Raw genomic sequence first — 26967 nt, forward strand, 5'->3', positions numbered from 1 at the left:
GGTCGTCGAGACTGCGGTTGACATGGCGCCAGTCTCGCGGAGATGCATTGAATACCGTTTAAGCGGACGGGCAAAGTTCCAAAGAGCGTAAAGATTTAACTTCCGGTCCGAGAGGCGGCTCACGCCGGGATCTTGGCCGCGTCTTTCGCGCCCTCGCCGAGCCGCTTCGCCTCCACAGTGAGATAGTCGGCGATCGCGTGGCCCGGCATCGGCTTGGCGAAATAGTAGCCCTGGATGAAGTCGCATCCGAGGCGCCGCAGGCTGTCGAGCTGGGCGCGGGTCTCGACGCCCTCGACGACGCAGGCGATCTCCATGTCCGCACACAGGCCGGTCAGCGACTTGATGATCTTGTGGCTCACCGGATTCTCGTTGACGTCGGCGACGAAGCTGCGGTCGATCTTGATCTTGTCGAGCGGCAGCCGGTGCACATGGCTGAGCGAGGAATAGCCGGTGCCAAAATCATCCAATGAAATGCCGCAGCCCATCGCCTTCAGCGTCGCGATCGCCTGCTGCGCACGGACGAAATCGAAGGTCACGGCGGTCTCGGTGATCTCGAAGTCGATGCGGCGCGGCGCCACGCCGCTGGCGTTGATGATCGCGATCAGCGGCAAAATGCCGTCGGAGGCGCAGACGTCGTGCGCCGACAGATTGAACGACACGCGGATGTCATCGGGCCAGCCCTTGGCCGCGGCGAGCGCGCGGACCAGCAGCGCCTGCGTCAGCGGGCGGATCAGGCCGATGCGCTCGGCGGCGGGGATGAAGTCGGCCGGGGACACCAGCCCGAGTCGCGGGCTGTTCCAGCGCGACAGGACCTCGAAGCCATTGGTGCGTTCGCTCATGGCGTCGACGATCGGCTGGAACACCAGATCCATCTCGGTCGCAAAGTCGGAGGTCCGCAACAGGTTTTCGATGACGCCGCGGCTGCGGATTTCTGCTTCGAGCTCGCTGGAGAAGATCACGGTGCGGCCGCGCATCTGACGCTTGGCGTGGTAGAGCGCGTAGTCCGCGCATTCGTACAGCGCTTCGGCGTCGGTCGCGGAATTCGGGAACAGCGCGAAACCGACCGAGCAGGACAGCGCGGTATGGGCGGTGTCGATCTGGTAGGGCAACTTGACGCGCTCGCCGATGCGGCGGCCGAGTTCGGCGAGATCCTCGTCGGTCGGATCGCCGCACACGACCAGCCCGAACTCGTCGCCGCCGAGGCGGGTGAACGCCACGCGGTTCGCGGCAAAGCCCTCGCAGACGTCGCGGATGCGGCGTCCGGCCTCGATCAGCACGCGATCGCCGACCGAGTGACCGTAATTGTCGTTGATCGGCTTGAAGCCGTCGAGGTCGATGATGCCGACCGCAAGCCGGATGCCGCGGCGCTCGGCCTCGCCGAAGGCGCTCGACAGCTCAGCGAAGAAGCGGCGGCGATTCGGCAGCTCGGTCAGCGAATCGAGATTGGCGAGACGAAAATTCTCGTCCGACAGCGCCTGCGTCGCCGCCTGCTGCGCGATCAGAGATTTGCGGCTGGAGACGAGGTCGGCGAAGTCGCGGTAGTAGATGAAGAGCACCGTCACCATCGCGCCCGACACCAGGAGATTGTTGACCGCAATCGCTTTCAGCGTCGGTTCACCGGTGGAGAAGAAGTAGAGGACGTAAGGTACGTCGACGATCAGCGTCACGATCAGCGCCGCAGAGCGCAGGTGCATGAGGCTGAAGATGCAGCCGATCACGGTCACCGCCATGTAGAAGGCGACCTGTCCTTTGGCGAAGGGATCGCCATAAGGAAAGAGCGCGAACGACCAGGCGGTGAAGCCGGCGCCGATCGGGAGCGCCAGCCAGTTGGTGGCGCGCAGGTTACGCAGGATGTCGGCGTCGCTGCGCACGAGATGGCGCTGCCGCAACCACCAGAAGGTCCGCAAGGCAGCGAGCGCCGTCAGCACGCCCGGCACCACGACCGTAAGCCAGAACGGCGCCACCGGCACGTAGGTGTAGGCGACCGCCAGCGTGTTGGTGATCAGGATGAAATAGAGCAGAGGGACTTGCTTGGAGAAGGCGTCGAATTGGGCGCGCGTCAGGTCGGGGTTGTCGGCCGGCACGCGAAACAGCCCTGCCGCCGCGGCCAGATGAGACTTCAAATCTGCAATACGCATGGAAAACGAACCCCAGAACCAAAGCAATCAAAGGCGCGATGGTGCATGGGGCGGGTAAAGGTGGGGTTAGATGGGCTCGCGGCGGCGGCGCGGCAAGGCTGCAAATGGTTGCTTGCTGCCGCAAATTTTGCTGTGCTGGCCGCCCCCGGTGAGGCTCCGTTAAGGATAGGCGCGGGAATGGCGCTTCGGCGTCCCGAAGGACGCGGTATCGGCGGCGGTTACGGCCTGCTAACTAAGGGCCTCGGTGGGCGAGATATCGGCTCAAGATTTCAAGCGGATGCGCGCTGCCTCAGGCGGCCGTGTCCGATCAAGGAGAAGGACGAAACAACTATGATCGAAACCGTTGGCATCATCGGCGCTGGCACCATGGGGAACGGCATTGCCCAGGTCAGCGCGGCAGCCGGGCTCAAGGTGGTGATGGTCGACATCTCCGACGCGGCCGTCTCGCGCGGGGTCGCGACCGTCGGCGGCAGCCTCGAGCGGCTGGTCAAGAAGGAGAAGATGAGTGCCGCCGATCGCGATGCGACGCTCAAGCGCATCACTGGCACGACCGACCGGGCGAAGCTTTCCGATTGCGACCTCGTGATCGAGGCCGCCACGGAGAATGAGGAGTTGAAGGTCAAGATCCTGAAGGACCTCTGCGCGACCCTGTCGCCGCGCACCCTGGTCGCCACCAACACGTCCTCGATCTCGATCACCAAGCTCGCTGCTGCGACCGATCGTCCGGATCGCTTCATCGGCATGCACTTCTTCAACCCGGTGCCGGTAATGGCATTGCTGGAACTGATCCGCGGCCTGCAGACGTCCGACGACACCCACGCCAAGGCGCTGGATTTCGCCAAGCGCGTCGGCAAGGTCGCGATCACGGCAAAAAACAGCCCCGGCTTTGCCGTCAACCGTATCCTCTGCCCGATGATCAATGAGGCGATCTTCGCGCTCCAGGAGGGCATCGCAAGCGCCGAGGAGATCGACGCCGGCATGAAGCTCGGCTGCAACCATCCTATCGGACCGCTGGCGCTCGCCGACCTCGTCGGCCTCGACACCATGCTCTCGGTGATGGAGGTGTTCTACAAGGGCTTCAACGATCCCAAATATCGCCCGGCGCCGCTGTTGAAGGAAATGGTCGATGCCGGCCATCTCGGGCGCAAGACCGGCCAGGGCTTTTACACCTACGGCACGTGACCCGATCCGCCGCCGGCCGATGCCGGCGGTTGCCTGACTGACGAAGCGGTGCCCTGACGGGCACCGTTTTGCTTTTCCACGCCTTTTTCCGCTTCCGTGGGCCTGAAGGATCCCCGTTCGCTCCGCAATTTGCGCTTGGTCAAAGTGGAACCGGCTGATGTGCCTATGGTGGCCGGGTAGGGGAAGCCCCCACCAGATCCTGGCTGCAATTCGACCATGTGCTTCGTCGTGGCCGCGCGTCGTTCGCGCGCCTGCGCGATGGGCGGTGGAGCCGGGCGACAGGCAAATGAAGAGCGATGACCGTCATCGAAATCGACCACTCCCGCACGCGCGCCAAGGCGGCTCTGCACAGGAGCGAGGCCGACAAGACCGTGCTGAAGAAGGCGGGCGCGAACCGCGTCGCCGCACACCGCATCTCGCGCGTGGTGCCGCAAGCGGTGTCGGGCCGGCTGCGACGGATCAAATGGGCGATCCTGCTCCTGACGCTGTCGATCTACTACGTCACGCCGTTCCTGCGCTGGGATCGCGGACCGAATGCACCAGACCAGGCGGTCCTGCTCGATTTCGCGCATGGCCGGCTCTACGCGTTCTTCATCGAGATCTGGCCGCAGGACCTCTACATCGTCACCGGCCTGCTGATCCTCGCCTCCGTCATCCTGATCCTGGCCAACGCGCTTGCGGGGCGGGTGTGGTGCGGCTTTGCCTGCCCGCAGACGGTGTGGACCGATTTGTTTCTGCTAGTCGAGCGCCTGATCGAAGGCGATCGCCGCCAGCGGCTGAAAAACATCGAGGCGCCGCTCAGTGCCGTACGGCTGGCCCAGATTGGCGCCAAGCACACCGCCTGGATTCTGATCTCGCTTCTGACCGGCGGCACGCTGATCTTCTACTTCACGGATGCACCTGATCTCGTCCTCGCGCTCGCAAGCGGCGAGGCATCAGTGACCGCGCTGACCTGGATCGCCGTCTTCGCCGGCACGACCTATGGCCTCGCCGGCTTCGCCCGCGAGCAGGTCTGCACCTTCATGTGCCCGTGGCCGCGGCTGCAGGGCGCGATCTGGGATCCCGAGGCCTTCACCGTCAATTATCGTGATTATCGCGGCGAGCAGCGCATGTCGGTCAAGAAGGCCGCCGATCTTCGCGCGCGCGGCGAGGCGGCCGGCGACTGCGTCGATTGCGGCCTTTGCGTCAATGTCTGCCCGATCGGCATCGACATTCGCGAGGGGCCGAATTTCGCCTGCATCAATTGCGGGCTCTGCGTCGATGCCTGCGACAGCGTAATGACCAAGCTCGACCGGCCGCGCGGGCTGATCGATTTCGAGAGCTGGGACAACATCGAACGCGGGCGTCGCGGCGAGGCACCCGTTACGCGCCTGATGCGGCCGAAGACGGTGGCCCTCACGGCCATCGCGATTGGCCTCGCTGCAGGTTTGGCCCTGTTGTTGGCAACGCGTGCGACCGGCGCCCTGGCGGTGCTGCACGACCGCGATCCGCTTGCGATCACCCTGTCCGACGGCTCGGTCCGCAACGCCTATACGGTCAAGCTTCTCAACAAGGCGCAGGTGACGCAGCACTTCACTTTGGCTATTCAGGGCATAGATGCTGTCATGTCCATTGTCGGAAAAGACGATGGAACTCCCATTGCGGTCGAGCCGGACGGATCGGAATCGCTACGCGTCACCCTGACCATGGCGAATCCGAAGGACGCCAACGTCGTGTTCGTCGCCAGGGACGAAACCGGCGGAACGGTGCTGTCGGCCTCAGACAGGTTTGTGGTGCGGTAAAGCGTTTTCAAGCGAAGTGGACACCGGTTCGCGTCAAGAAAACGCGGCAAGACAAATACAACGAGAGGAACATGTCAGATCGACTGAAGATCGACCGCGAAGAAGCGGCAGCACGGCGGAACCTGCTGGTTCAGGACGTCATCGAGCGCACCGGGATCACCGAAGTCATGATCGGGGAACTCGTCGCGAAATTTTATGGGCGTGTGCGCGAGGATGCTCTCCTCGGTCCGATCTTCGCGGTCGTGCAGAATTGGGACGAGCATCTCGCCAAGCTCAGGGATTTCTGGTCGTCGGTGGTGCTGATGAGCGGCCGTTATCACGGCCAACCAATGCGCGCGCATCTGCCGCTGAAATTGATCGGCGATCATTTCGACCGCTGGCTCGATCTGTTCGAGAAGACCGCACATGAGGTGTGTCCGCCCGCGGCTGCGGCGCTCTTCATCGACAAGGCGCGCCGCATCGCCGACAGTTTTGAGATGGCCGCAGGCACTCAGACCGGCCGCATCGTGACGCCGCGCCACGTCTATAGGTCTTGAATTCCGCCGTCATACCCCGCGAAGGCGGGGTATCCAGTACGCTGCGGCTTCTCCGTATCATTCCGACGTCTCTGGAATACTGGATCACCCGCCTTCGCGGGTGATGACACCGTGAGTGTGGTTGCGTGGGTCGCCTCATCCGCGAACGCATCGCACCAATACCAACTCGTCGAGTCTGATCTGCGAAATGATCATGACGCGATCGCGTGTTCGCGACGTTGCAATCGAAAAATGCCGTTCGTTGCGCAAATCTGCCTTCAATCTCCGCGAGCAGGAATAAAATGATGCACCGCGGCGCACAGGTGCCGCCTTTTTTTCGGCTGAGTTGCGGCGCCAGCTTGTGCTATGTCGCATTCATATCCCAGCATCACATCGTCACCATCCACCGACAATGCTGCGGAACCTGAAGCCGCACATTGCCAATGCACGACGCGGCGATCGCTTCTGCTCGCCGCGCTGGCTTCCACAGCCTGCCTCGCAAGTTCCGGAGACGTCGCCGCGGCCGAGGATCAGCCCGGTGCCGATGAGCGTCCGAAGAAGGGCGATCTGCTGGTGCAATCGGAAGGCGATCGCGAAGGCAGCCTCGTCACCCTGGCCGACCTGCCCGTCGGCGGACCGCCCGTGCATGCCTGGCCGAAGGATCCGAAGACCTCGGTGGTGCGCAGCGGCTCGCGGCTGAACGAGATCCTGATCATCCGGCTCGATCCCGCCGATCTCGACGAGCAGACGCGCTCGCGCGCACAAGACGGCATCATCGCTTATTCGGCGATCTGCTCGCATGCCGGCTGTCCCGTCACCGCCTGGGTCAAGAGCGATGTCGGCGACAAGGACGTGTTCAAGTGCATGTGCCACAACTCCGAATACGATCCTCGCAAGGGTGCTCAGGTCGTGTTCGGGCCCGCGCCGCGCAGGCTCGCAGCGCTGCCGCTCGCATTGAATGAGGGTGCGCTGTCGATCGCCGGCAGCTTCATCGGAAAGGTAGGTGGCCAGCAGCCAGGATGACCGCACGCCGCGGGTCGCGCCCGCGCGCCACGAGAGCCTGATCCGGAAAAGTGCGCAGCGGTTTTCCGATGAGATCATGCTCAAACTTTCGAGGCCGCCCCGCCAACGCGCGGTGCCGGAAGCACGACAAGAATTCAGGCCAACAAGAATTCAAAACGCAAGAATTCAAAACGGATGAATCAAAAGGGGAAACGTCGATGACCAGAAGAGAATGGTTACTGTCCGGCTTTGTCGCCTTCACGTGCCTTGTCTCGACCGCTGCCGGCGCCGGCCCGATCGAGAATTACAGCCCGGTGAACGCGGCGCGCCTCGAAAATCCCGAACCCGGCAATTGGATGCTCTATCGCCGCACCTATGACGGCCAGGGTTACAGCCCGCTCGACCAGATCAACAACACCAACGTTCAAAATCTGACGCCGGTCTGGACTTTTGCCACCGGCGTGGTCGAGGGCCATGAGGCGCCGCCGATCATCAACAACGGTGTGATGTTCGTGGCGACTCCGATGGGGCAGGTGATCGCGCTCAACGCCAAGACTGGTGACGAGTACTGGCGCTACAAGCGGCAGCTCCCCGACGATCTGTTCCAGTTGCATCCGACCAGCCGCGGCGTCGGCCTGTGGGACGACAAGCTCTATCTCGCAACCACCGACGACTATGTCGTCGCGCTCGATGCCAAGACCGGCAAGGTAGCCTGGGAGACGAAGGTCCAGGACTACAAGAAGGGCCAGTACATGACCCTGATGCCGCTCATCATCGACGGCAAGGTCATCGTCGGCGGCTCCGGCGGCGAACTCGGCGTGCGCGGCTATGTCGCCGCCTACGACGCCAAGGATGGCAAGGAGCTGTGGCGGACCTACACCATTCCCGGCGAAGGCGAACCTGGCCACGACACCTGGCAGGGCGACGACTGGAAGAACGGCGGCGGCTCCGCCTGGATGACCGGCAATTACGACAAGGACACCAAGACGATCTATTGGGGCGTCGGCAACGCTGCACCCTGGCCCGGCGATGCGCATCCCGGCGACAACCTCTACACGTCGTCCGTGCTGGCGCTCGATCCCAACACCGGCAAGATCAAGACCCATCACCAGTACCATCAGAACGATTCCTGGGACTGGGACGAGGTCGAGGCGCCAATCCTGGTCGACCTTCAGCGCGATGGCCGCACCATCAAGAGCCTGATCCATCCGGGACGCGATGCGATCTTCTGGGTGCTCGAGCGCACCCCGACCAAGATCAACTACGTTGCCGGTTGGCCCTTCGTCTCGACCGACGTCTGGAAGGGCATCGACGCCGAAAGCGGCAAGCCGATCGTCGATCCCGCGCACAAGCCGGTCATCGGCAAGCGCGTCGAGTTCTGCCCGTCGCTGTGGGGCGGCAAGGACTGGCCGTCGGCGGCCTATAGCGAGAAGACGAAGCTCGTCTATGTTCCCGCCAACGAAAACTTCTGCGGCGGCTTCACCGGCGAGAAGGTGGCGCTGAAGCCGGGTGAGCTCTGGCTCGGCACCAAGCCCGAGGATATCGGGCTCAAGGCCAAGCCGGGCGCGGATCATTTCGGCGAACTTCAGGCCTGGGATCCGGCGACGGGAAAGAAGGTGTGGCAGCACAACTTCCCGAAGTCGCAGCTCTTTGGCTCGGTGACGGCGACGGCGGGTGACCTCGTCTTCGCCGGCGGCACCAACGACCGCAACTTCCGCGCCTTCGACGCCAAGAGCGGAAAGCTGTTGTGGGAGCAGAAGACCAACTCCGGCATCATGGGCATGCCGGTGTCCTATGAGGTGGACGGCACGCAATATGTCGCGATCCAGTCCGGCTGGGGCGTTGACGCCCAACGCATCCAGGACGCACTCGCGACCAACAATATCGGCATCGAGGCCAATGTGCCCCAAGGCGGCGTCATCTGGGTCTTTGCGCTGAAGAAGTAGGTAGCGGCGGATCGATTGAGCATGATCCCGGAAAAGTGTGCAGCGGTTTTCCGCCGGGATCATGCTCAAACAAAAAGCTGACGCGCGGCCTTTCGCGCGTTTGCGGCGTGGTGTGCGGCGGGCGGAAACGTCCGCCGCATTCTACATGTGTCATGCGATGTCGTTGAGCCCGTGCCACAGACTCGTCATGCCCGGGCCTGTCCCGGGCATCCACGTTCTTCGTCTCGCGTGAAAGGTCGTGGATGGCCGGGACAAGCCCGGCCATGACGAGATGGATGAGTTTTGTAGTTGAAGGCGCAAGGCCACTACTTCCCCTGCCGCTCGACCTTGCCCTTTTCCTTCTCGTTCATCTCCTTGATCTTCGGAACCTGGCTGGCCTGCCCTGTGGTCTGGGTGGTCGATGCGGGCGGGTTGTTGTTGGGGATCGAGGTCTGGTCCGGCGTGGTCGGACGCGTGGCCGTGGTCGGCGGCGTCGTATTGCTCTGCGCGTGGGCTGAGGGGATCGCCGAAAGTACTACCAAAAGAAAGGCGCTCGACAGCACCGAGACTGCGAGCGCCCTGGAGTGAATGATCATCGATCTGCTCCTGTGTCAGATCGATGGGAACGGCCAAAAGGCCGTTATCGTTCCTTTACGCCTCCAATTGCTTGCCGATCGGCAAGGACCGGATGCGTTTTCCCGTGGCCGCGAAGATCGCGTTGATCAGCGCGGGCGCGAAGGGCGGCACGCCGGGTTCGCCGACGCCGCTCGGGGGCGTGTCGGCGCCAGGCGGCACGATGTGGACGTTGGTCACCAGCGGCGACTCGTCGATCCGGATCACCGGGAAGTCGTCATAGTTCTTCTGCTGGACTTTTCCGTCCTTGAAGGTGATCTCGCCATATTTGGCGAGACTGAGCCCCATGATCGCAGCACCCTCGATCTGGGAGTGGATGCGCTCGGGGTTGACGTAGGTGCCGCAGTCGATCGCGGTATCGACTCGCGGGATCGTCAGCTTGCCCTTGTCGTCGACGGCCACCTCGACGATGGTTGCGATGTAGCTGACGAAGCTGCGATGCGCGGCGATGCCGAGCCCGCGTCCCTTGGGCAACGAGCGGCCCCATTCGCCCTTCTCCGCGACCAGCTCGACCACCTTGCGCAGGCGCGCGGTGTCGATCGGGTAGCTGTCGTAGGGCTCGCCGTAGTTCCAGAGGTCCTTCACCGATGCGAGCTTGATGATGCGGGGCGAGCCGATCAGCTCGAGCAGCATCTCCTTCTGGTCGCGCCCCGTCGCCTGGGCGATCTCGCCGACCATCGACTGCACGGCGAAGGCGCGCGGGATGTTGGAGACCGAGCGGAACCAGCCGATGCGGGTATGCGCGGCCGCCTCCGGGTTCTCGCAACTGATATTGGCGATCTCGAAGGGCATGTCGACGAGACCCATGCCGAGCTCGAACGGGGCCTGGTGCACCGTTCCGGCGGCAAAGGTCGAGGCTATGCTGGGGGCCACGCTGCGGTGGCGCCAGGCAATCACCTTGCCTGATTTGTCGAGCCCGGCCTCGATCCGTTCGACCGAGACGGTGTGCAGGAAGCCGTTATGGATGTCGTCTTCCCGCGTCCACTGCACCTTGACCGGCGCGCCGAGCTCCTTCGAGAGCAGGGCGGCTTCCAGCGCGAAGTCGCATTTCGACTTGCGGCCAAAACCGCCGCCGAGCAGCGTCACGTTGACGGTGACGGCGTCCTCGGGAATGCCGAGCGTCTTGGCGACGTCCTCGCGGGTGCCGCCGGCGCTCTGCACCGGCCCCCAGATCTCGGCCTTGCCGTCCTTGACGTTGGCAACCGCGACCGGCGGCTCCATGCTGACATGAGCGAGGTGGGGGATGTAGTACTCGCCGACGATGACCTTGTCGGCGGTCTTCAAGGCGGCGTCAGCGTCGCCTTCGTTGCGCACGACCAGACCGGGCTTGCGCGAGGCCTCTTCGAGCTCCTTGCGATAGGCGACCGATTCGTATTTTCCGTTCGGTCCGTCGTCCCAGACGATCTTCAGCGCGTCGCGGCCCTTGATCGCGGCACCCGTGTTGCGCGCGATCACAGCGACACCGCCGAGCGGCTGGAATTTCGAGGGCCACGGCCAGCCGCGGACCTCCATCACCTTCTCCACGCCCGAGACCTTCAGCGCCTCGGCCGGATCGAACGAAACCAGCTTGCCGCCGGTCACCGGCGGCCGAGCGATGACGGCGTATTTCATGCCGGGGAGGCGGACGTCGGCGCCATAGCGCGCCTGGCCCGTGGTGATGTCGCGCAGATCGACAATCGAGACCTGGCCCTTGGTCAGGTAACGGAAGTCCTTCGGGTCCTTCAGCTTGAGGCCTTCGATGCTCGGCAGCGGCTCCTTGGCGGCATCGGCCGCGAGCTCGCCAAAGCCGAGCTTACGCGAGGTTGCGCTGTGGACGACCTCGTGGTTGACGGCCTTGACCTCGGTCGCGGGCACACCCCAGCGCTTGGCGGCGGCCTGCTCCAGCATGGTGCGCGCGGAAGCGCCGATCTGCCGCATCGGGATCAGATAATGCCGCGTGCTGCGCGAACCGTCGGTGTCCTGGTTGCCGAACTTGACCTCGTCGCCATGGGCCTGCTGGACGCGCACCTTGGTCCAGTCTGCCTCGAGCTCCTCGGCGACGATCAGCGGCAGGCTGGTGCGAACGCCGGTGCCCATCTCCGCGCGATGCGCGACGATGGTCACGATGCCGTCGGGCGCGATCGCGACGAACACACGTGGGTCGACCACGACGCCATGCGGCATCTTGCCGGCGCCGGTTTCATAGGCAAAAGCCTGGCGCGACATCACGGGGGCGGCCAGCACGAAGCCGCCGGTGATGCCAAGGCCCTTCAGGATGCTGCGGCGTGATACCTTCTCGATCCTGACATGCTTCTCGAAGCCGCGAAGGCTTGCAGGGTTCTCGATGAAATTCATGGTCACACCCCCGTCGATGCGAGATGGACGGCGTTCTCGATGCGCTGGTAGCAGCCGCAACGGCAGATGTTGCCGGACATCGCCTCGCGGATCTGGTCGTGCGAGGGCTTCTGGTTGTCCATCAGCAGCGCGGCGGCCTGCATGATCTGGCCGGCCTGGCAGAAGCCGCATTGCGGCACGTTGAGCTGGCGCCAGGCTTTTTGCACGGGATGATCGCCGTTCGGGTGCAGGCCTTCGATGGTGGTGACCTCGCGGCCGGCGACATCGTTGACCGAGGTGACGCAGGCGCGCACGGCTTCCTTGTCGATGATCACGGTGCAGGCGCCGCACAGGGCCTGGCCGCAGCCGAATTTTGTGCCGGTCAGGCCGGCCTCATCGCGAAGATACCAGAGGAGGGGAAGATCCGGGTCGCCGTCCCAGCTTTGTTCCTGGCCGTTGATTTTTATTTTGATCATGATTGGTCCTCGCTCTTTTTAAGCTGTTGAACTGCTCTGGCGTGAATTCGGACGGCGATGGTTTGCCATGCATCCCGCTTCCCACGCCGGGCAAATCCCGGGAGGGCGGTCGGGATAGATGGGATGTGTCTGGAATGTGCGCGATATCTCCCGTTTTGAACTAAAATTGAATTGCCATTTGCGTGCGCCGCGGCCCGCGTAGCGCGGCCGGAGACCGGCAGGGCCGGCATCACGGCCGCTTGCCCTCCACGTGCAGAGATTGCATCGACGGTTTGTCAAAAGCAGGGCGCGACAGGCGCAGCGCAGCTCGCGTTGCCTTGCAAGGCAGCCAAAACAAGGCGGCCAAAAAAATGCTTCGCCCGCAAGTTTGCACGGACGAAGCAAGAGACCTCAGTCGAGGGAGAGAGAAACGCTTGAAGCCATCTTCAATCAGGAAGGTGGCGACACTGCGGAGTCCAACGGACTTTAAGACTGAGGGCAGTCAAAATTTGGGGCAGTCAAAATTCGAAGTCCGGCCGCGTCACGCAGAAAATGAGGCGGAATGGCTGACCATTCCCGCGCGAAACGCCCGAAGATCGATCGCTGTCCCGCCGGTGAATGTCTCAACCGGCGGGACGGCAGCGTTGTCTCAGACTACGCGGCCTAGTCTCAGGCAGCCTCGTCTCAGGCGGCCTTGTTAGGCAGCCTTTGTCAGGCGGCCTTGGACTTTGCCACATGGGTTGCGATCGCGTCCATCAGCGGCGGCGACAGGCAGTCATAGGGCTCGAGCCCGATCTCCTTCAGACGTCCGCGAATGGCGCCCATCTGCTCCGGCTTGACGCCGGACTCGATGATCGAGGAGACGAAGGCGGCGAATTGCGGCGCCTGCGAGCCCTGCTCCTGGAACAGCTCGGGATGGATGAAGTCGAGGCCGTAGAAGGGGTGACCCTTGTTCTCGATGCGGCCGTACATGTGGGTGCCGCAGGCCTTGCAGGCGTAGCGTTGGATCACCGCTGCCGGATCGACGATCGCGAGCTTGTCGCCGTTCTCGAGCACGCTGACGTTCTGGCGCGGTACCACGGCGACGACGGAGAACGTCGCGCCCGACGGCTTCCAGCACTTGGTGCAGCCGCAGGCGTGGTTATGGGCGACGTCGCCCTTGATGCCGACCTTGACCTGATGGTCCTTGCATTTGCAGGCCAGGGTACCGCCGGCAAAGCTGCCGCTGCCCTGTTTAAGGCCGTTGTCGATCGAGGGATGAAGAGCAACAGACATGGGTCAATCCTCCTTGGTGAGCCGGTTTTGGTTTAGTAGACGACGACGGAACGGATGGATTTGCCCTCGTGCATGAGGTCAAAACCTTTGTTGATCTCTTCGAGCTTCAGCACGTGGGTGATCATCGGATCGATCTGGATCTTTCCGTTCATGTACCAGTCGACGATCTTTGGCACGTCGGTGCGGCCGCGCGCGCCGCCGAAGGCGGTGCCTCGCCAGTTCCGGCCGGTGACGAGCTGGAACGGACGGGTGGCGATCTCCTTGCCGGCTTCGGCAACGCCGATGATGATCGAGGTGCCCCAGCCGCGGTGGCAGCACTCCAGCGCCTGGCGCATCACGGTGGTGTTGCCGGTGCAGTCGAAGGTGTAGTCGGCGCCGCCGTCGGTCAGCGTCACCAGATGGGCCACGACGTCGCCGGTGACCTTCTTGGGATTCACGAAGTCGGTCATGCCGAACCTGCGGCCCCAGTCTTCCTTGGAGTCGTTGATGTCGACGCCGATGATCTTGTCTGCGCCGGCCATCTTGGCGCCCTGGATGACGTTGAGGCCGATGCCGCCGAGGCCGAACACGACGACGTTGGAGCCGGGCGTGACCTTGGCGGTGTTGACGACGGCGCCGACGCCGGTGGTCACGCCGCAGCCGATGTAGCAGCTCTTGTCGAAGGGGGCGTCCTGCCGGATCTTGGCGACTGCGATCTCCGGCAGCACCGTGAAGTTCGAGAAGGTCGAGCAGCCCATATAGTGGTAGATCGGCTTGCCCTTGTAGGAGAAGCGGCTGGTGCCGTCGGGCATCACGCCCTTGCCCTGCGTCGCGCGGATCGCGGTGCAGAGATTGGTCTTTCCGCTCAGGCAGCTTTTGCACTGCCGGCATTCCGGCGTGTAGAGCGGGATGACGTGATCGCCCGGCTTCACCGAGGTCACGCCCGCGCCGATCTCGCGGATGATGCCGGCGCCTTCATGACCCAGGATCGACGGGAAGATTCCTTCACTGTCGAAGCCGTCGAGCGTGTAGGCGTCGGTGTGGCAGATACCCGTCGCCTTGATCTCGACCAGGACTTCGCCGGCCTTCGGCCCTTCGAGGTCGACCTCGACGATCTCAAGTGGTTTCTTCGCTTCGAAAGCGACGGCGGCACGTGTCTTCATCGTAAACTCCTCAAATTCTCGCAGGGACGCCGAGAAGTAGTCTCGGCAGCCTTCGTAACGTTCATTTCTTGCCCATGCAGGAGTCTTCCGCCTTGGTGTAGGCCTCCGGTTTCTCCTCTTTCTTGCCAGGACGCTGCCGGCCCCAGGCCTCCGTAGAGCGGGCGCGCAGATAGACGTACAGATCGTCCATGTAGCAGGCGACGTTCGGGTTATCGCCGAAGGCCGGCATCACGTTCTCCGCCGCGGTCGAGATGTTTTTGCGGCCGGAGGCGATCACGCCGATGAAGTCGCCATAGCTCATGGTCTTGACCGAATCCTTCAGCGCCGGTGCGTAGGTGGATCCCATGCCGTCCGGACCATGGCAGACGTGACAGTCGGAGTGATAGCGGCGGTATCCGGAATAGGTGAACCAGTCCACGGTGCCGTCGGCCGAAATCTTGTAGGTCGGGTTTCCGTCCTTATCGAGCCACTTGCCGTCCTCTTCCTTCTGGACGGCAGTCGGGTCGCCGGGGCCGTCCGCACGTGCAAGTCCTCCGGACGCAGCGACGACGATGGCGACGATGGCAATGCAGATTTTACGCAAGAGAGTTTCCTCGAAGACGCTCGGTGAGACGAGCCGGCGCGTGGATTGGATCCACGCGCCGGGACGAGACGAAGGTGACGCTAGTTCGACGGCAGCGCGAACACCGTCAGCGTTCCGCCGAGCGCCGTGTAGTTCGAGAGCGCCGCGTAGCCGCCGACTGCGCCGAGGCCTGCGGTCGGATCGGTCAGACCTGCCGCCAGACCGATGCCGGCCCAGCCGCCCACACCGGAGAGCACTGCGACATACTGCTTGCCGCCGTTCTCATAGGTGGTGACGTTGCCGATGATGCCGGAAGGAGTCTTGAACTTGTAGAGCTCCTTGCCGGACTTGGCGTCGACCGCCTTCAGGTAGCCTTCGAGCGTGCCGTAGAACACCACGCCGCCGGCCGTTGCGAGAGCGCCTGACCAGACCGAGAACTGCTCCTTGTTCGACCAGACGATCTTGCCGGTCTTGCCGTCCCAGGCGATGAAGTTACCCATATGGGTCTCACCCTGCGGCGGATACATCGAGAGCGTCGCACCCACATAGGGCTGGCCCGCGGTGTAGCTCACCTTGAACGGTTCGTAGTCCATGCAGACGTGGTTGGTCGGAACGTAGAACAGTTGCGTGTCCGGCGAGTAGGCTGCCGGCTGCTCGTCCTTGGTGCCGAGCGCGGCCGGGCAGATGCCCTTGGTGTTCTTGTCCTCGCCGCCTTTTTCAGTCGAAGCCGCGTCAAGAACCTTCGGACGGCCGTAGGTCGGCGAGTTCTTGTCCATGTCGACGCCGGAGGTCCAGTTCACCTTCGGATCGTACTTCTCGGCGACCAGAAGTTCGCCGGTCTCACGATCGAGGGTGTAGCCGAGACCGTTGCGATCGAAATGGGTCAGGATCTTGCGCGCCTGGCCGTTGATCTGCTGGTCGGAGAGGATCATCTCGTTGACGCCGTCATAGTCCCACTCGTCGTGGGGCGTCATCTGATAGACCCACTTGGCCATGCCGGTGTCCGCATCGCGCGCGAAAATGGTCATCGACCACTTGTTGTCGCCCGGACGCTGCTTCGGATTCCAGGTCGAGGGGTTGCCCGACCCGTAGTAGACGAGGTTCAGAGCGGGATCGTAGGACATCCAGCCCCAGGTGCAGCCGCCGCCGATCTTCCACTGATCGCCTTGCCAGGTCTTCAAGCTGGAGTCGGCACCGACCGGCTTGCCGAGTGCCGTGGTCTTGGCCGGATCGAACTTGATCTGGTCATCCGGGCCCTCGGAGTAGGCGCGCCAGGCCTGCTTGCCGGTCTTGAGGTCGTAAGCGGTGACGTGACATTGCACGCCGAACTCACCACCGGAGATGCCGACCAGCACCTTGTCCTTGACGACGAGCGCTGCCGAGGTACCGGTCTCGCCCTTCGCAGGGTTGCCGTTGGTCGAGCTCCAGGCGACCTGACCGGTCTTGGCGTCGAGCGCAACGAGGTTGGTGTCGGCCTGATGCAGGATGATCTTGCCGTCGCCGTAGGCGAGGCCGCGATTGACGGTGTCGCAGCACATCACGGGGATGACGTTCGGATCCTGCTTCGGCTCGTACTTCCAGACGATCTTGTTCTCGTTTGAAAGGTCAATGGCGTAGACCTTGTTCGGGAACGGCGTATGGACGTACATCATGTTGCCGATGATGAGCGGTCCACCTTCGTGACCGCGCAGCACGCCGGTGGAGAAGGTCCACGCGACCTGCAGCTTGCCGACGTTCGCGGCGGTAATCTGGTTGAGCTTGGAGTAGCGGGTGTTGGCGTAGTCACCCGCCGGCATCACCCAGTCTTTCGGGTTCTGCGACATCTTTATCAGCTCATCGTTGGCTGAGGCGCTGCCGGCGGCGAAAATCGCCGCAGAGCCGAGATAGGTCGCGAGTAGTGCCTTGCGCATAGTCATTCCTCCTAGGTCTCGTTTATCTGTTTCCGAAGCATTGCTTTTCGCTGGGCATTGTCGTCCAGCGTCTGCTCGTGCAGGGCGGTCACGTTCTGGACCAGAAACGATGTGGGGCTGTTTCCTCCTCCTGGTATGAGCCATTCCTGGTATGGGCTCTGGGGCCGCGATTTGAGGGTGCGGTCCATTTTCTTGTTGTTCCTGCCGCAATCCCTAATCCGTTCGGCAACGGGAAACTTGCCCAAGAGGGAAACCGCTTTGCTTCACAGCGCATGGAGTCAATTTTTTTGATTTTGCAGTAGCGAATTCAGCGGCTTCTGCTTTGCCCAGTCTCGGGCACAGCACTTAGGTTCCCCTTGACGGCGCTGCAACTAAGGCGGAGGATTATCAGTTAAGGATGGCAGCGGAGCAGGGCGCTTGCTCCAAAAGACCGCCCTAATTTGAGGTAAACGTCGCTTTTTCGTGATGGGGGGCCTCTGGGCGTTCCTGTCGCGATTCGGGTCAAATCAGTGGCTGGATCATGTCCGATACAATTCACACGCTCTCGACGACCGGACTGACGCCGAAGAAGCAGATCCAGAGCTGGATCGACGGGTTGACGAGTCTGTGCGGCCATTTCGATGTCGATCCCTTGGAAGCGTCGTCGCTCGAGGGCCGGATCGACTACACCACCATCTCGCGATTGAAGCTCTGCCAGATCGAGGTGAGCCAGCATCGCATCGCGCACACGCTGGCACGCGCGAAGGCGAACGAGCATCCCTACATCAAGATTCACTTCCAGACCTACGGCGTGTCCTATTTCGAGCAGGAGGGCCGCCACATCGAATTGATGCCGGGCGACATCATCGCCTATGACGTGTCCTGCCCGCACTCCATCATCAGCCCGGCCTTCACCCGCCATGACGTCGTGATCGTGCCGAAAGCGCTCTTGCGCGACCGCGGTTTCCCGTCGCAGCGAATGCCCGCCTGCAAGCTGTCGGCGCGCACCGGCACGGGGCGGATCGCCCACGACTTCGTCCACGCCACGTTCGACGAGGCCGCAAAGCTATCGGCGAACAGCGCGGTCGGCGTTGCCGATTCGCTGATCGACCTCCTTCTGCTGCCGTTGCGCGAAGCCGACACGATGTTCGATCGCGTCGGCCCGGAGGCGATGTATGTCCGTGCGCAGTTCTTCATCCGCGAGCATTTGCGCGATCCGGATCTCTGCATCGACCAGATCTCGGCCGAGCTCGGCTGCTCCAAGCGCTATCTGCACATGCTGTTTTCCGAGCGCGGCACCACGGTCAGCGACTACATCTGGCAGGCACGGCTGCAGAACTGCCGCCAGGAGCTCGAGGCGCACGCGGGCAAGACCATCACCGACGTCGCCTTCTCCTGGGGCTTCTCCAGCTCCTCGCATTTCAGCCGGGTGTTCCGGAAGTATTTTGGCGTCGTGCCCTCGTCGATCCACAAGGCGCAGCAGAACGCCGCGTCCTCCGGCGAGCATTAGGCGCAAGGTCGGCAACCAGCCCCGCGCCGAATTCAATCCCGACACTCCGGCGTGCGCGCTGCCTCAGTTCAATAGGGCTCAGGTCAACGGGGCGGCGTAGGGGATGCTCGCTACGAGCGCGACGAGCAGCACCGCGTTGCAGAGCATGCCGACCCAATGCAGCCGGCGCAGCCGTCGCGGCGCCTCGGCGTCACCCGCATCCCGGGCGCTGAGCTGATCATCCATCCGTTGCATGAAGGAGCGGCGTCCCCAGATCGCCAACGCCGTGATCAGGCCGACGCCGATCGCGATCAGCGGTCGGCCTTCCACGAGGAAGGCCACCGTCCCGATCACACCCGCAACCCGCATGACCAGGAAATGGGCATTGAACAGGCCGCGCAACAGTTGCGCGACGGGCTGGATGTCGAGCTTCACCAGCAGGAAGGCCGGCGAGGCCAGGGTAAAATAGCCCATCGGAAAGATCAGGATGATCATGGCGGCGATGGTGACGGGATCAGGCGTCATGCGATCGGCCCTTCGTGTCCGGTCCGCGGGGCGGTTGCTCCGGCATTGGTCCACAATCATAGCGGCAGGATCGGCCTTCGACACTAGGCTTTGGTCGGATATGTCGTCACGAAACCGGGCCTCCGTGCCCCCTGGAGGTCGGGTTCGCGCTTAGCCCGCCTTGGCGGCCTTCTGCGCAAGGCGCCGCCAGACGATGTCCGTGAGCGCCACCGCGATCAGGCCAAAGGTGCCGCCCATGAGCACGTTCGCCACGCGCTCTTCGGCGACGCCGCTTGCGCCGCCGACGAAGGCCGCGGCAAGGGCGATCAGAAAGCAGCGCAGGCCAAAACCCACGGCGTAGCGCGAGAAGGCAATCAGCGTCAGCGTCGCCCCTAACACTGCGAGCGAATAGCCGATCCGGCTCGGCGGCAACGCGATTCCGACCAGCAGGCCGAGCGGTACGCCGACCAGCGCCCCGATCGCCCTCAGCTTCAGCTTGCCGGTGGACGCCGAGAGATCGCCGACCACGACGCTTGCGGCCGACCAGATCACCCATTGGCCCTGCGCGAGGTTCAGCACCTCGACTAACGCGGCTGCTGCGAACACCGCGATGGCGGTCGCGGCCGCCGGCACAAACCATTGCGCTACTGCCGGCCCGTAGGCGGCCGGCACGGCCTCACCGTGCCGCCGGTCGAGAAACTGAATCCCGCAAACGAGGGCCAGCGCAATCGGTGACGACGCGATGATGACACCGGCATGACGGAGCGCCTCCTGCGCACTCACGCCCTCGCGCACCTCGCAGGCGAGATAGACGGCCGGGATGAACACCCAATTGCCCAGCGTTCGCAACGCCTCTCCGTAGCGCGTCACCGCCACCGCCAGGAACGCGGCGAGCGCCGTCAGCGACACGAACAGCGGCTTGACGGGCGCAGCGAGGAAGAGCGTGCCGAAGGTGACGAGGATGACGATGTAGTGCAGGACGACGGCACGCGGCGCCAGCCGAAGTCTTAGCGCGGGGATCAGCAGCGAGATCGCGACCAGGCCGAGGTTGAGCAGTGCCGGCTCGCTCAGGACGAAATAGGCGGCGACCAGCGGACCGACGACGACCAGCGCGCGCGAAAGCTCGCTGGCCTTGATCTCCCTGGCGAGGACATCCCGTAACCTTGCCGCGAGCGGTGCTGTCGGCGGGCTCACGAGTCACCAGATTGACGAGATTGACGAACAACGCGACCGCACGACGAGAGCGCGGCCTCAATGCGAGTCCTGCGCAATCTCTGTGTCATTCGATCACTTCATCGGCGCGGGCGAGGACCGTCGAGGGTAGCTCGATTCCCAGTGCTCGCGCGCTGCGCAAGTTGATTCTCAGGTCGAACTTGGTGGGGCGCTCGAAAGGCAGATCGCCCGGCTTTGCGCCCTTCAGAATGCGATCGAGCAGCGACACCAGGTGACGGGTGGCGTCCGCAAAATCGGGCCCGAACGACATGAGGGCGCCGTTGGCCACCCAGTCCGGTGAAGGAAAGATCGCCGGAGTCTTGCTCTGGCCGACCAGATTGATGATCTCGGACATGTGCGCGCTGAGCACGACGTCCGGGACGAATACGAGTGCGTCGAATTCGGCGAGGATTCCAGGCTTCAGAATCTTGGCCAAGTCCGCGGGATCGTCGACGTTGATGGCTTCGACCGCAAAGCCCAGCTTGCGTCCCGTCTCCAGAACCGGTGTCAGGCTCTGTGCGCCGCTGCTGACTTTCGTTGTCACTGTTCCGAGGCGCACGGCGCGCGGGGCAACTTCCCGCATCAGCTCGACCCGTTTGATGGTCGTCTCTTCGGAAAAGACCGCGATACCGGTCACGTTGCGCCCGGGACGCGCAAGGCTTTCGGCAAGGCCTGACGCTACGGGATCGACGGCAGCCAAAGCGATGATCGGAATCGATTGGGTAGCCTTGTGAGCGGCAAGCGCGGCGGGCGTGCTTATCGCGATGATGGCATCGACGTCACCCTCCTGCACCACGTCCCGCGCGAGCGCAGGAAGCGCGTCGGCATTTCCACCGGCGTTGCGAAACTCAAAGCGAATATTGCGACCTTCGACGTAACCGAGCTCACGCAGCAGACCTCGGATTGTCTCCACCTGCGCTGCAATGTGGACCGGAGCCAGTAGGACTATGCGTGGTGACTTTGCCGCCGGTTGCGCACCTGCGACGCCCGGCCAAGCGGCGGCTGCGCCAAGTAGCGTGATGAACCTGCGTCGTTGCACTTGGCCTCGCGGGGAGTTCTCGGCGCAATGCCGGGATTATAGCAGTCGCGGACCACGCCGGGAGTCGGAATATCGGACCGGTTGGTGGGCGGGGCCGTCACCCCGTGCGGCGCGCGAGCAGCAGTGTCGCGGCGAGCCCGCACATCACGGCACCCGACGCCTGCCGCGTCCTGGCAATGAAGGACGGCCGTCGTGCAAGCCCCGATCTCGCCTTCGCGGCCCAATAAGTCACGATCAGGTCGACGGCGGTGTTGAGCGCCACGGAGATGAGGCCGAGCACCACGAACTGCGCGGCGACGTTGGCAGTGGGGTCGACGAATTGCGGGATGAAGGCAAGAAAGAATGCGGCGGTCTTCGGGTTCAGCGCTTCGACGACGATGCCTTCGCGAAAGGCACGGCGTCCGCCGGTCGTCTCGATCTCGGCCGGTTCGACGATGCGCGCCTCACGCCAGGTCTTGAGGCCGAGCCAGACGAGATACAGCGCGCCCACGATCTTCAGCAGGGTGAATGCCTCGCTGCTCGCCATGACCAGTGCCGATAGGCCGGCGGCGCCGGCGAAGACGTGCACGAGGCCGCCGAGACCGAGGCCAACGCTCGATGCCAGCCCCTCTGTCCTGCCACCCGCGAGCGTGCGCGCTACGATGTAGAAGATGCCCGGTCCCGGCGTGATCGCGACGACGAGCGCGGCGGCGAGAAAGAGGGCGAAGGTCTGGAAGTCAGGCATGGCGCGCTCCGCGATCGGTTCGCCGCCAGTCACCAGCAGAGCGGGGGGCGAGTCAAGTCGAGGTGGGGAAGGCGGCAACGCGTAAACAGCAAGTGCGACGAACCGCACCCCTCAGTCTCTATATGTGGCGCGCAAGGGGCTTGCTTCAAGACCTCGGTCGCCCCGTAGAACCGCCGGCCAAACCACAACCACATGAGGTGTGCCGATGGATCATGCAGTGCTGATCGCAGGAGCCGGTCCGACGGGACTGATGTTGGCGGGCGAGCTGGCATTGGCGGGAATCGACGTTGCGATCGTCGAGCGGCGCGTCGGCGCGGAACTGACCGGTGCGCGCGCCGGCGGCCTGCACGCACGCACGATCGAAGAGCTCGATCAGCGCGGCATCGCCGACCGGTTTCTTGTCCAGGGGAAGGTGGCCCAGGTCGCATGGCTCGCAGGCACGCCGCTCGACATCGGTGACCTTCCCACGCGGCACAATTACGTGCTCGCGCTGTGGCAGCGACATATCGAGCACAGTCTCGCCGGCTGGGTCGAGGAGCTTGCAGTGCCGGTCTATCGCGGCTGTGAGGTGACGGGTTTTGCGCAGGACGATACCGCCGTCGCCGTCGAGCTCGCCGACGGCCGTTCATTGCGCACACAATATCTCGTCGGATGCGACGGAGGACGCAGCCGGGTCCGCAAGGCGGCCGACATCGACTTTCCCGGATGGGATCCGACGGTCAGCCATCTGATCGCCGAAGCCGAGATCGTCGAGGAGCCGGAATGGGGCATCCGTCATGATGCGATCGGCATCCATGCGCTGAGCCGGCTTGAAGATGGCCGCACCGTGCGGATCCTGGTGACCGAGCGGCAGCTCGGCGCCGCCGGCGAACCGACGCTGCGCGATCTCAGCGATGCGCTGATCGCGCACTACGGACGCGATTTCGGCGTCTACAGTCCGGTTTCGCTTTCCAGGTTCACCGACATGACCCGGCAGGCCGAGTCCTATCGCAAGGGACGGGTGCTCCTGGCCGGCGACGCCGCGCATGTGCATTACCCCGCGGGCGGGCAGGGCCTCAACACGGGTGTGCAGGATGCGGTGAATCTGGGATGGAAGCTGGCGCAAGTAGTCAGGCAGACATCGCCGGACAGTCTGCTCGACACTTATCACGCCGAGCGTCACCCCATTGCGGCCCGCGTGCTCCGCAACACCATGGCAGCGGTCGCGCTGCTCCGCCCGGACGACCGCACCAAGGCGTTGGGCAGCCTGGTGTCCGACCTTCTCGGCATGGACGAGCCGCGCAAGCGCATCGCCGCGATGATGTGCGGGCTGGATATCAAATACGATTTTGGCGAGGGACATCCGCTGCTCGGCCGCCGCATGCCCGATCTCGATCTCGTCACAGCCAAGGGCCGGCTGCGGACAGTTTCGCTGCTTCACGACGCGCGGCCGGTATTCCTCAACTTCGGTGCATCAGGCGAACTCCCGATCGCGCGATGGGCCGACCGGGTCGAGCGCGTCGATGCGGAATATGTTGGCGCGTGGGAACTCCCTGCGATCGGTGCGGTCACGGCTCCCGCCGCCGTCCTGATCAGGCCCGATGGCTACGTGGCGTGGGTCGGGGACGAAACTGGCCGAGATCTCGCCGACGCGCTCACCAAATGGTTCGGTCCGCCTGTGCCGGGGTAAGTGCACGGCCATCGGCGCGTGCGATCGGAGCAGACGTTTACGCGTCTGCTGCCGCTCGCTATGTTTGAGCATGTCCCCAGTCCGCGCCGTACTCCTGGATCTCGACGGAACGCTCATCGATTCCCAGTCGGGTATTGCCGCAAGTTGTCTGGCTGCGCTGCGTGCACTCGGGCACGATCCCGGCGAAGCGCTCGATGTGAAGAGCGTGATCGGGCCACCGCTTGAAGACATCTTGCGGGCGTTGCTGCGGGTCTACGGCGACGATCGGGTCGATGAAGCTGTCGTGGCCTATCGTCAGCACTACGGCGAAATGGGTTTGCTTGGAAGCGAACCTTACGCCGGAATTGGCGATGCGCTCCAGGACATGCGGCGGGCCGGTTTGCGAATCTATCTCGCCACATCGAAGCGCGAAGTCTTTGCGCGGCGCATCCTGGAGAACCTGAAATTAGCGACATATTTCGACGGCATCTACGGCTCGGTGCCAGGCGGCGAGCGCGATCACAATCCTGAGCTGCTCGCCCATATCCTGTCCGAACGCGACATCCGCGCCGCGCACAGTCTCATGGTCGGGGATCGCCGGCATGACATCGCCGGAGCTCACGCGGTCAGGATGCGCGGGCTTGGCGTGCTCTGGGGATATGGCAGCCGCGACGAGCTTGAAGCAGCCGGCGCGGACCAGTTAGTGGAAGGGACAGCTGATCTCGCCCGCATGGTTCTGTCGATGCTGGACGGATAGCCACCGTCTCGAGCCGTTGAGCAGGCGCCATCAATGGCGGTTGCGGCGAGACGGGAGATCCGGGCACAGCACGAGCTTGCCATCGAGGCCGCCGGTTTCCAGCCGGCGGTGCGCTTCAGCAACGTCATCGAGCGAGATTCGCTCGGTGACACGTGGCCGGATGGCCCCGCTCGCCAGCATGGCAAGCAAGCGCTGGAGATCCTCAATAAACCATGTGGGATGTCGCAAACGCATTGCGTTTATGGAGTAGAAGAATGCCCGCCTGCCGCCAGGCAACCACCTCCAGAGATACAGGCGCGCGATCCACATCAACATGGTGAGCATGCGCCGCTGACCCTGGACACCGGCGGAGTAACCATAAGCACAGAGCAAGCCGCCAGGTTTGAGTGCTGCGAACGACCGGCGATAGCCGTCCTCGCCGATACCGTCGAACACCACGTCGAAGCCGCCCGGCAGGACGCGAGTGAAGTCTTCGCGCTGATAGTCGATGGGCGTAGCACCGAGTTCTCGAATCAGGTCGGCATGCCGAGCGTGAGCGCCACCCCAGAGTTCGAGCCCAGCGATGCCGCCGAGTACGAGCAGCGCCTGACCGACTGCACCGGCAGCTCCATGCACAAGCACGCGCTGTGCTCGACGCACCTGCGCTGCCCGATGCAACAGTTGGTACGCAGTCATCCAGCTCAAGACCAGCGTGGCGGCCTCAGCGGCATCAAGGCCTTCCGGGACCTGGGTCAAGTCGCTTGCTTGAAGCGTGCGGTACTCGACGTTCGATCCGAGCACCGTCATGTCGGCTACATGTTCGCCAAGCCGAAAGCCGGTCACGCCGGCGCCGAGCTGATCGATTTCGCCGATCAAATCATAGCCCATGACAAGCGGCGGACGGCGGGACGCCGTTTGAGGGTAGAGATGGCGTCGGATCAATGTGTCGGTGTACTCGATCCCCGAGGCCAACACCCGGACCCGCACCTCGCCCGGACCGGCGGTCGGCAAGGGAGCGTCGACGACCTCGAGCTCGTCGGGACCGCCATAGCGCCGGAGTTGAACAACGCGGTTGCGCGGTTCGATCACGTGCCCGTCCTTGCAGTCTCAAACTTTGAAGTAAGAGCATGACAGAAGAACGGAGCGAGAAAATTGATGTCGATCAATTTTTGACCGCTGAGCGGGCTTCGTCTGTCGCCCCCAGGCGGTCACGCCGCCCAGGCGAGGCGTGCCCGCCTCACCACCAGCGCGGTTGCGGCGGATAATTATACTGCTCGCCACGCCGGCGCACATTGCCAGGCTGCGGTTGCGGGTTGGGATTGCGCGGCTGGAAGAAAAAGAAGCCGTTGTCCCAACCGTCGTCACTTGCAATGGCTACGGGAGGCGTCGGCTTGCGCGTGATGAAGCCGCCCTGCGGCTGGTTGCTCAGCACGGCCACGAACTCGGTGCGATAGTTGGTCTCGCTGCTCAGCGGTTCGTCCGAGATGACGATCGAGGATCGCGGCAACGCGGTCGGCGCGATCCGATCGAGCACGTCTTGCGGGATGGTGATGCGGTCGAGCGCGGCCTTGGCCTCGTCGCCATTGTCGATCGTGACCACGCTCCAGCGCAGGCCAGAATCGCTCCTTGCCATGGCCGTGAAGATGTGCGTGCCGAGCGGCCGTTCAGGATTGCGGATCGTGACCGGAACCTCGATGCTGGTATCGAAGACCTCGCCGCCGCCGTCCGGTGCCGGCTTGTGCGTGTTGCGGCGGACGTAGAGTTTTTGCGTCGAACGGCTGATGTAGACCGAGACCGGCTCGAGCGCGAGCTTTGCATCGTTCGCCGCTCTGGCGGTGTCGGCCTTCTTGGTCGCCGCGGCCTTGGCGGCGTCCTTTGCGGCAGCGGCGGCGTCCAGCTTCGTCTTCGCGTCGGCCTTGGCGGTGTCGAGCTGCGTTGCTGCCTCCGCAGCCTTGGGGGCGACCTTCTGCTTCAGCTCCTCAGCCTTCGCCTTGGCCTGGTCCGTCTTGGCGGTGGCGAGCGATTTTTCGGCGAATGCAAGATCGGCCGCGCTGCGGGCCTTTTGCTGTTCCAGCTTGCGCAGTGACGCCGTGAGCGTTGCCGTCTCGCGGGCCGAATTCGCCGCGGCCTTCTTCGCTTCGTCGGCGGCTCTCGCGGCGTCCGCGGCCTCGCGCAGCAGCGTCTCGGCGCGCGCCGGTGCCGCCGCGATGGCCTCGGCCTTCGGCGCGAACAGCGCCGGGTGGGAGATGTCGAGCGGGGCCGCGTCGTTCGGCGAAATGATGATCCGCATGCCGATCCGCGTCTTGTCGAACAGGTTTTCCGCAAAGCCGAAGGGCATCCGCACGCAGCCATGCGAGGCGGCATAGCCGGGCAGCGGCCCGCCATGCAGGGCGATGCCGTTCCAGGTGATGCGCTGCATGTTCGGCATCCAGGCATCGTCATACATGGTCGAGCGGTGGTCCTTGTCCTTCTCGACGATGGCGAAGATGCCGGCCGGGGTCTCGCGTCCCGTCGTTCCGGTCGATACCGGCGCGCGCAGGATCCAGCCCTCGGCGTCGTAGAATGTGACCTGCTGGCTCTTGATCGAGACGATCGCCATGATCGGCTCGCCGGCTTCGCGCGGCGCCACCGCTTCGACGGCGGCTGCGGGGCGCTGTTTGGCCGAAGCGTCGGCGGTCAGGGCCGCGAGGGCGGTCATTGCCGCGAGCGTCACAACGCCGCAGGGCCCCCAACGCCGCATCGTCACGGCGGATTGCGCCATCGCTCGGTTCACCATGCCACGCCCCGGTCGAAATGCCTGTCC

Annotated in this window: 22 protein-coding genes; 8 read left to right on the forward strand and 14 right to left on the reverse strand. The window is 63.8% G+C overall.

The window, feature by feature from the left end:
* Positions 1 to 119: 119 nt before the first annotated feature.
* The gene (locus KUF59_RS13835; RefSeq protein ID WP_212461682.1) at positions 120 to 2138 is read right to left on the reverse strand and encodes a putative bifunctional diguanylate cyclase/phosphodiesterase; all 2019 of its coding nucleotides are present in this window, start codon (positions 2136 to 2138) and stop codon (positions 120 to 122) included.
* A 330-nt stretch (positions 2139 to 2468) separates the two neighbouring features.
* Between KUF59_RS13835 and KUF59_RS13840 the strand changes: the two genes are divergently transcribed.
* From KUF59_RS13840 to KUF59_RS13860, 5 genes are all read left to right on the forward strand, one after another.
* Positions 2469 to 3320: a 3-hydroxybutyryl-CoA dehydrogenase gene (locus KUF59_RS13840; RefSeq protein WP_212461683.1), complete on the forward strand. Its 852-nt coding sequence runs from the start codon at positions 2469 to 2471 to the stop codon at positions 3318 to 3320.
* Between the two features lie 296 nt (positions 3321 to 3616).
* Positions 3617 to 5101 carry a cytochrome c oxidase accessory protein CcoG gene (gene ccoG, locus KUF59_RS13845; protein ID WP_212461684.1) on the forward strand — a complete coding sequence of 495 codons (1485 nt, stop codon included), beginning with the start codon at positions 3617 to 3619 and terminating at the stop codon, positions 5099 to 5101.
* A gap of 71 nt (positions 5102 to 5172) precedes the next feature.
* Positions 5173 to 5637 carry a group III truncated hemoglobin gene (locus KUF59_RS13850; protein WP_212461685.1) on the forward strand — a complete coding sequence of 155 codons (465 nt, stop codon included), beginning with the start codon at positions 5173 to 5175 and terminating at the stop codon, positions 5635 to 5637.
* A 345-nt stretch (positions 5638 to 5982) separates the two neighbouring features.
* Positions 5983 to 6639 (forward strand): QcrA and Rieske domain-containing protein, encoded by a 657-nt coding sequence (locus tag KUF59_RS13855; RefSeq protein WP_212461686.1) that lies wholly within the window; start codon positions 5983 to 5985, stop codon positions 6637 to 6639.
* 197 nt (positions 6640 to 6836) lie between these two features.
* The gene (locus KUF59_RS13860) at positions 6837 to 8564 is read left to right on the forward strand and encodes a methanol/ethanol family PQQ-dependent dehydrogenase (protein ID WP_212461687.1); all 1728 of its coding nucleotides are present in this window, start codon (positions 6837 to 6839) and stop codon (positions 8562 to 8564) included.
* Positions 8565 to 8869: 305 nt separating this feature from the next.
* Here the strand turns inward: KUF59_RS13860 and KUF59_RS13865 are convergent, their stop codons facing one another.
* The 7 genes from KUF59_RS13865 to xoxF5 all read right to left on the reverse strand — a co-directional run bounded on the left by KUF59_RS13865 (position 8870) and on the right by xoxF5 (position 16833).
* The gene (locus KUF59_RS13865) at positions 8870 to 9139 is read right to left on the reverse strand and encodes a hypothetical protein (protein ID WP_212461688.1); all 270 of its coding nucleotides are present in this window, start codon (positions 9137 to 9139) and stop codon (positions 8870 to 8872) included.
* A 55-nt stretch (positions 9140 to 9194) separates the two neighbouring features.
* On the reverse strand, positions 9195 to 11510 hold the full coding sequence (locus tag KUF59_RS13870) for a xanthine dehydrogenase family protein molybdopterin-binding subunit (protein ID WP_212461689.1): 2316 nt from the start codon (positions 11508 to 11510) through the stop codon (positions 9195 to 9197).
* Positions 11511 to 11512: 2 nt separating this feature from the next.
* The gene (locus KUF59_RS13875; protein ID WP_212461690.1) at positions 11513 to 11965 is read right to left on the reverse strand and encodes a (2Fe-2S)-binding protein; all 453 of its coding nucleotides are present in this window, start codon (positions 11963 to 11965) and stop codon (positions 11513 to 11515) included.
* A gap of 690 nt (positions 11966 to 12655) precedes the next feature.
* Entirely contained in the window at positions 12656 to 13219 is a 564-nt protein-coding gene (gene gfa / locus KUF59_RS13880) for an S-(hydroxymethyl)glutathione synthase (protein ID WP_212461691.1), read from the reverse strand.
* 32 nt (positions 13220 to 13251) lie between these two features.
* Positions 13252 to 14361: an S-(hydroxymethyl)glutathione dehydrogenase/class III alcohol dehydrogenase gene (locus tag KUF59_RS13885; protein WP_212402830.1), complete on the reverse strand. Its 1110-nt coding sequence runs from the start codon at positions 14359 to 14361 to the stop codon at positions 13252 to 13254.
* A gap of 61 nt (positions 14362 to 14422) precedes the next feature.
* Positions 14423 to 14944 carry a c-type cytochrome, methanol metabolism-related gene (locus tag KUF59_RS13890; RefSeq protein WP_249140706.1) on the reverse strand — a complete coding sequence of 174 codons (522 nt, stop codon included), beginning with the start codon at positions 14942 to 14944 and terminating at the stop codon, positions 14423 to 14425.
* Positions 14945 to 15024: 80 nt separating this feature from the next.
* Positions 15025 to 16833 (reverse strand): lanthanide-dependent methanol dehydrogenase XoxF5, encoded by a 1809-nt coding sequence (gene xoxF5 / locus KUF59_RS13895; protein WP_212461692.1) that lies wholly within the window; start codon positions 16831 to 16833, stop codon positions 15025 to 15027.
* A gap of 520 nt (positions 16834 to 17353) precedes the next feature.
* On the opposite strand from xoxF5, the gene KUF59_RS13900 reads away from it, so the two are divergent.
* Positions 17354 to 18322, forward strand: coding sequence for a helix-turn-helix domain-containing protein (locus KUF59_RS13900; RefSeq protein ID WP_212461693.1), 969 nt, complete (start codon positions 17354 to 17356; stop codon positions 18320 to 18322).
* Positions 18323 to 18400: 78 nt separating this feature from the next.
* On the opposite strand, the gene KUF59_RS13905 is transcribed toward KUF59_RS13900, so the two are convergent.
* The 4 genes from KUF59_RS13905 to KUF59_RS13920 all read right to left on the reverse strand — a co-directional run bounded on the left by KUF59_RS13905 (position 18401) and on the right by KUF59_RS13920 (position 21780).
* Positions 18401 to 18826, reverse strand: a complete 426-nt coding sequence (locus tag KUF59_RS13905; RefSeq protein ID WP_212461694.1) for a hypothetical protein — start codon at positions 18824 to 18826, stop codon at positions 18401 to 18403.
* 150 nt (positions 18827 to 18976) lie between these two features.
* Positions 18977 to 19999: an FUSC family protein gene (locus KUF59_RS13910; protein ID WP_212461695.1), complete on the reverse strand. Its 1023-nt coding sequence runs from the start codon at positions 19997 to 19999 to the stop codon at positions 18977 to 18979.
* An 85-nt stretch (positions 20000 to 20084) separates the two neighbouring features.
* On the reverse strand, positions 20085 to 21056 hold the full coding sequence (locus tag KUF59_RS13915; protein WP_309500978.1) for an ABC transporter substrate-binding protein: 972 nt from the start codon (positions 21054 to 21056) through the stop codon (positions 20085 to 20087).
* A gap of 97 nt (positions 21057 to 21153) precedes the next feature.
* Positions 21154 to 21780: a LysE family translocator gene (locus KUF59_RS13920; RefSeq protein WP_212461697.1), complete on the reverse strand. Its 627-nt coding sequence runs from the start codon at positions 21778 to 21780 to the stop codon at positions 21154 to 21156.
* Positions 21781 to 21985: 205 nt separating this feature from the next.
* On the opposite strand from KUF59_RS13920, the gene KUF59_RS13925 reads away from it, so the two are divergent.
* Positions 21986 to 23449 carry an FAD-dependent monooxygenase gene (locus KUF59_RS13925; RefSeq protein WP_212461698.1) on the forward strand — a complete coding sequence of 488 codons (1464 nt, stop codon included), beginning with the start codon at positions 21986 to 21988 and terminating at the stop codon, positions 23447 to 23449.
* 70 nt (positions 23450 to 23519) lie between these two features.
* The gene (locus KUF59_RS13930; RefSeq protein WP_258769562.1) at positions 23520 to 24185 is read left to right on the forward strand and encodes an HAD hydrolase-like protein; all 666 of its coding nucleotides are present in this window, start codon (positions 23520 to 23522) and stop codon (positions 24183 to 24185) included.
* Positions 24186 to 24215: 30 nt separating this feature from the next.
* Here the strand turns inward: KUF59_RS13930 and KUF59_RS13935 are convergent, their stop codons facing one another.
* Both KUF59_RS13935 and KUF59_RS13940 read right to left on the reverse strand, forming a co-directional pair.
* Entirely contained in the window at positions 24216 to 25253 is a 1038-nt protein-coding gene (locus KUF59_RS13935) for a medium chain dehydrogenase/reductase family protein (protein ID WP_212461700.1), read from the reverse strand.
* 148 nt (positions 25254 to 25401) lie between these two features.
* Positions 25402 to 26940 (reverse strand): L,D-transpeptidase, encoded by a 1539-nt coding sequence (locus tag KUF59_RS13940; RefSeq protein WP_212461701.1) that lies wholly within the window; start codon positions 26938 to 26940, stop codon positions 25402 to 25404.
* Positions 26941 to 26967: the final 27 nt, after the last annotated feature.

Source organism: Bradyrhizobium arachidis, from assembly GCF_024758505.1.
Lineage (GTDB): Bacteria > Pseudomonadota > Alphaproteobacteria > Rhizobiales > Xanthobacteraceae > Bradyrhizobium > Bradyrhizobium manausense_C.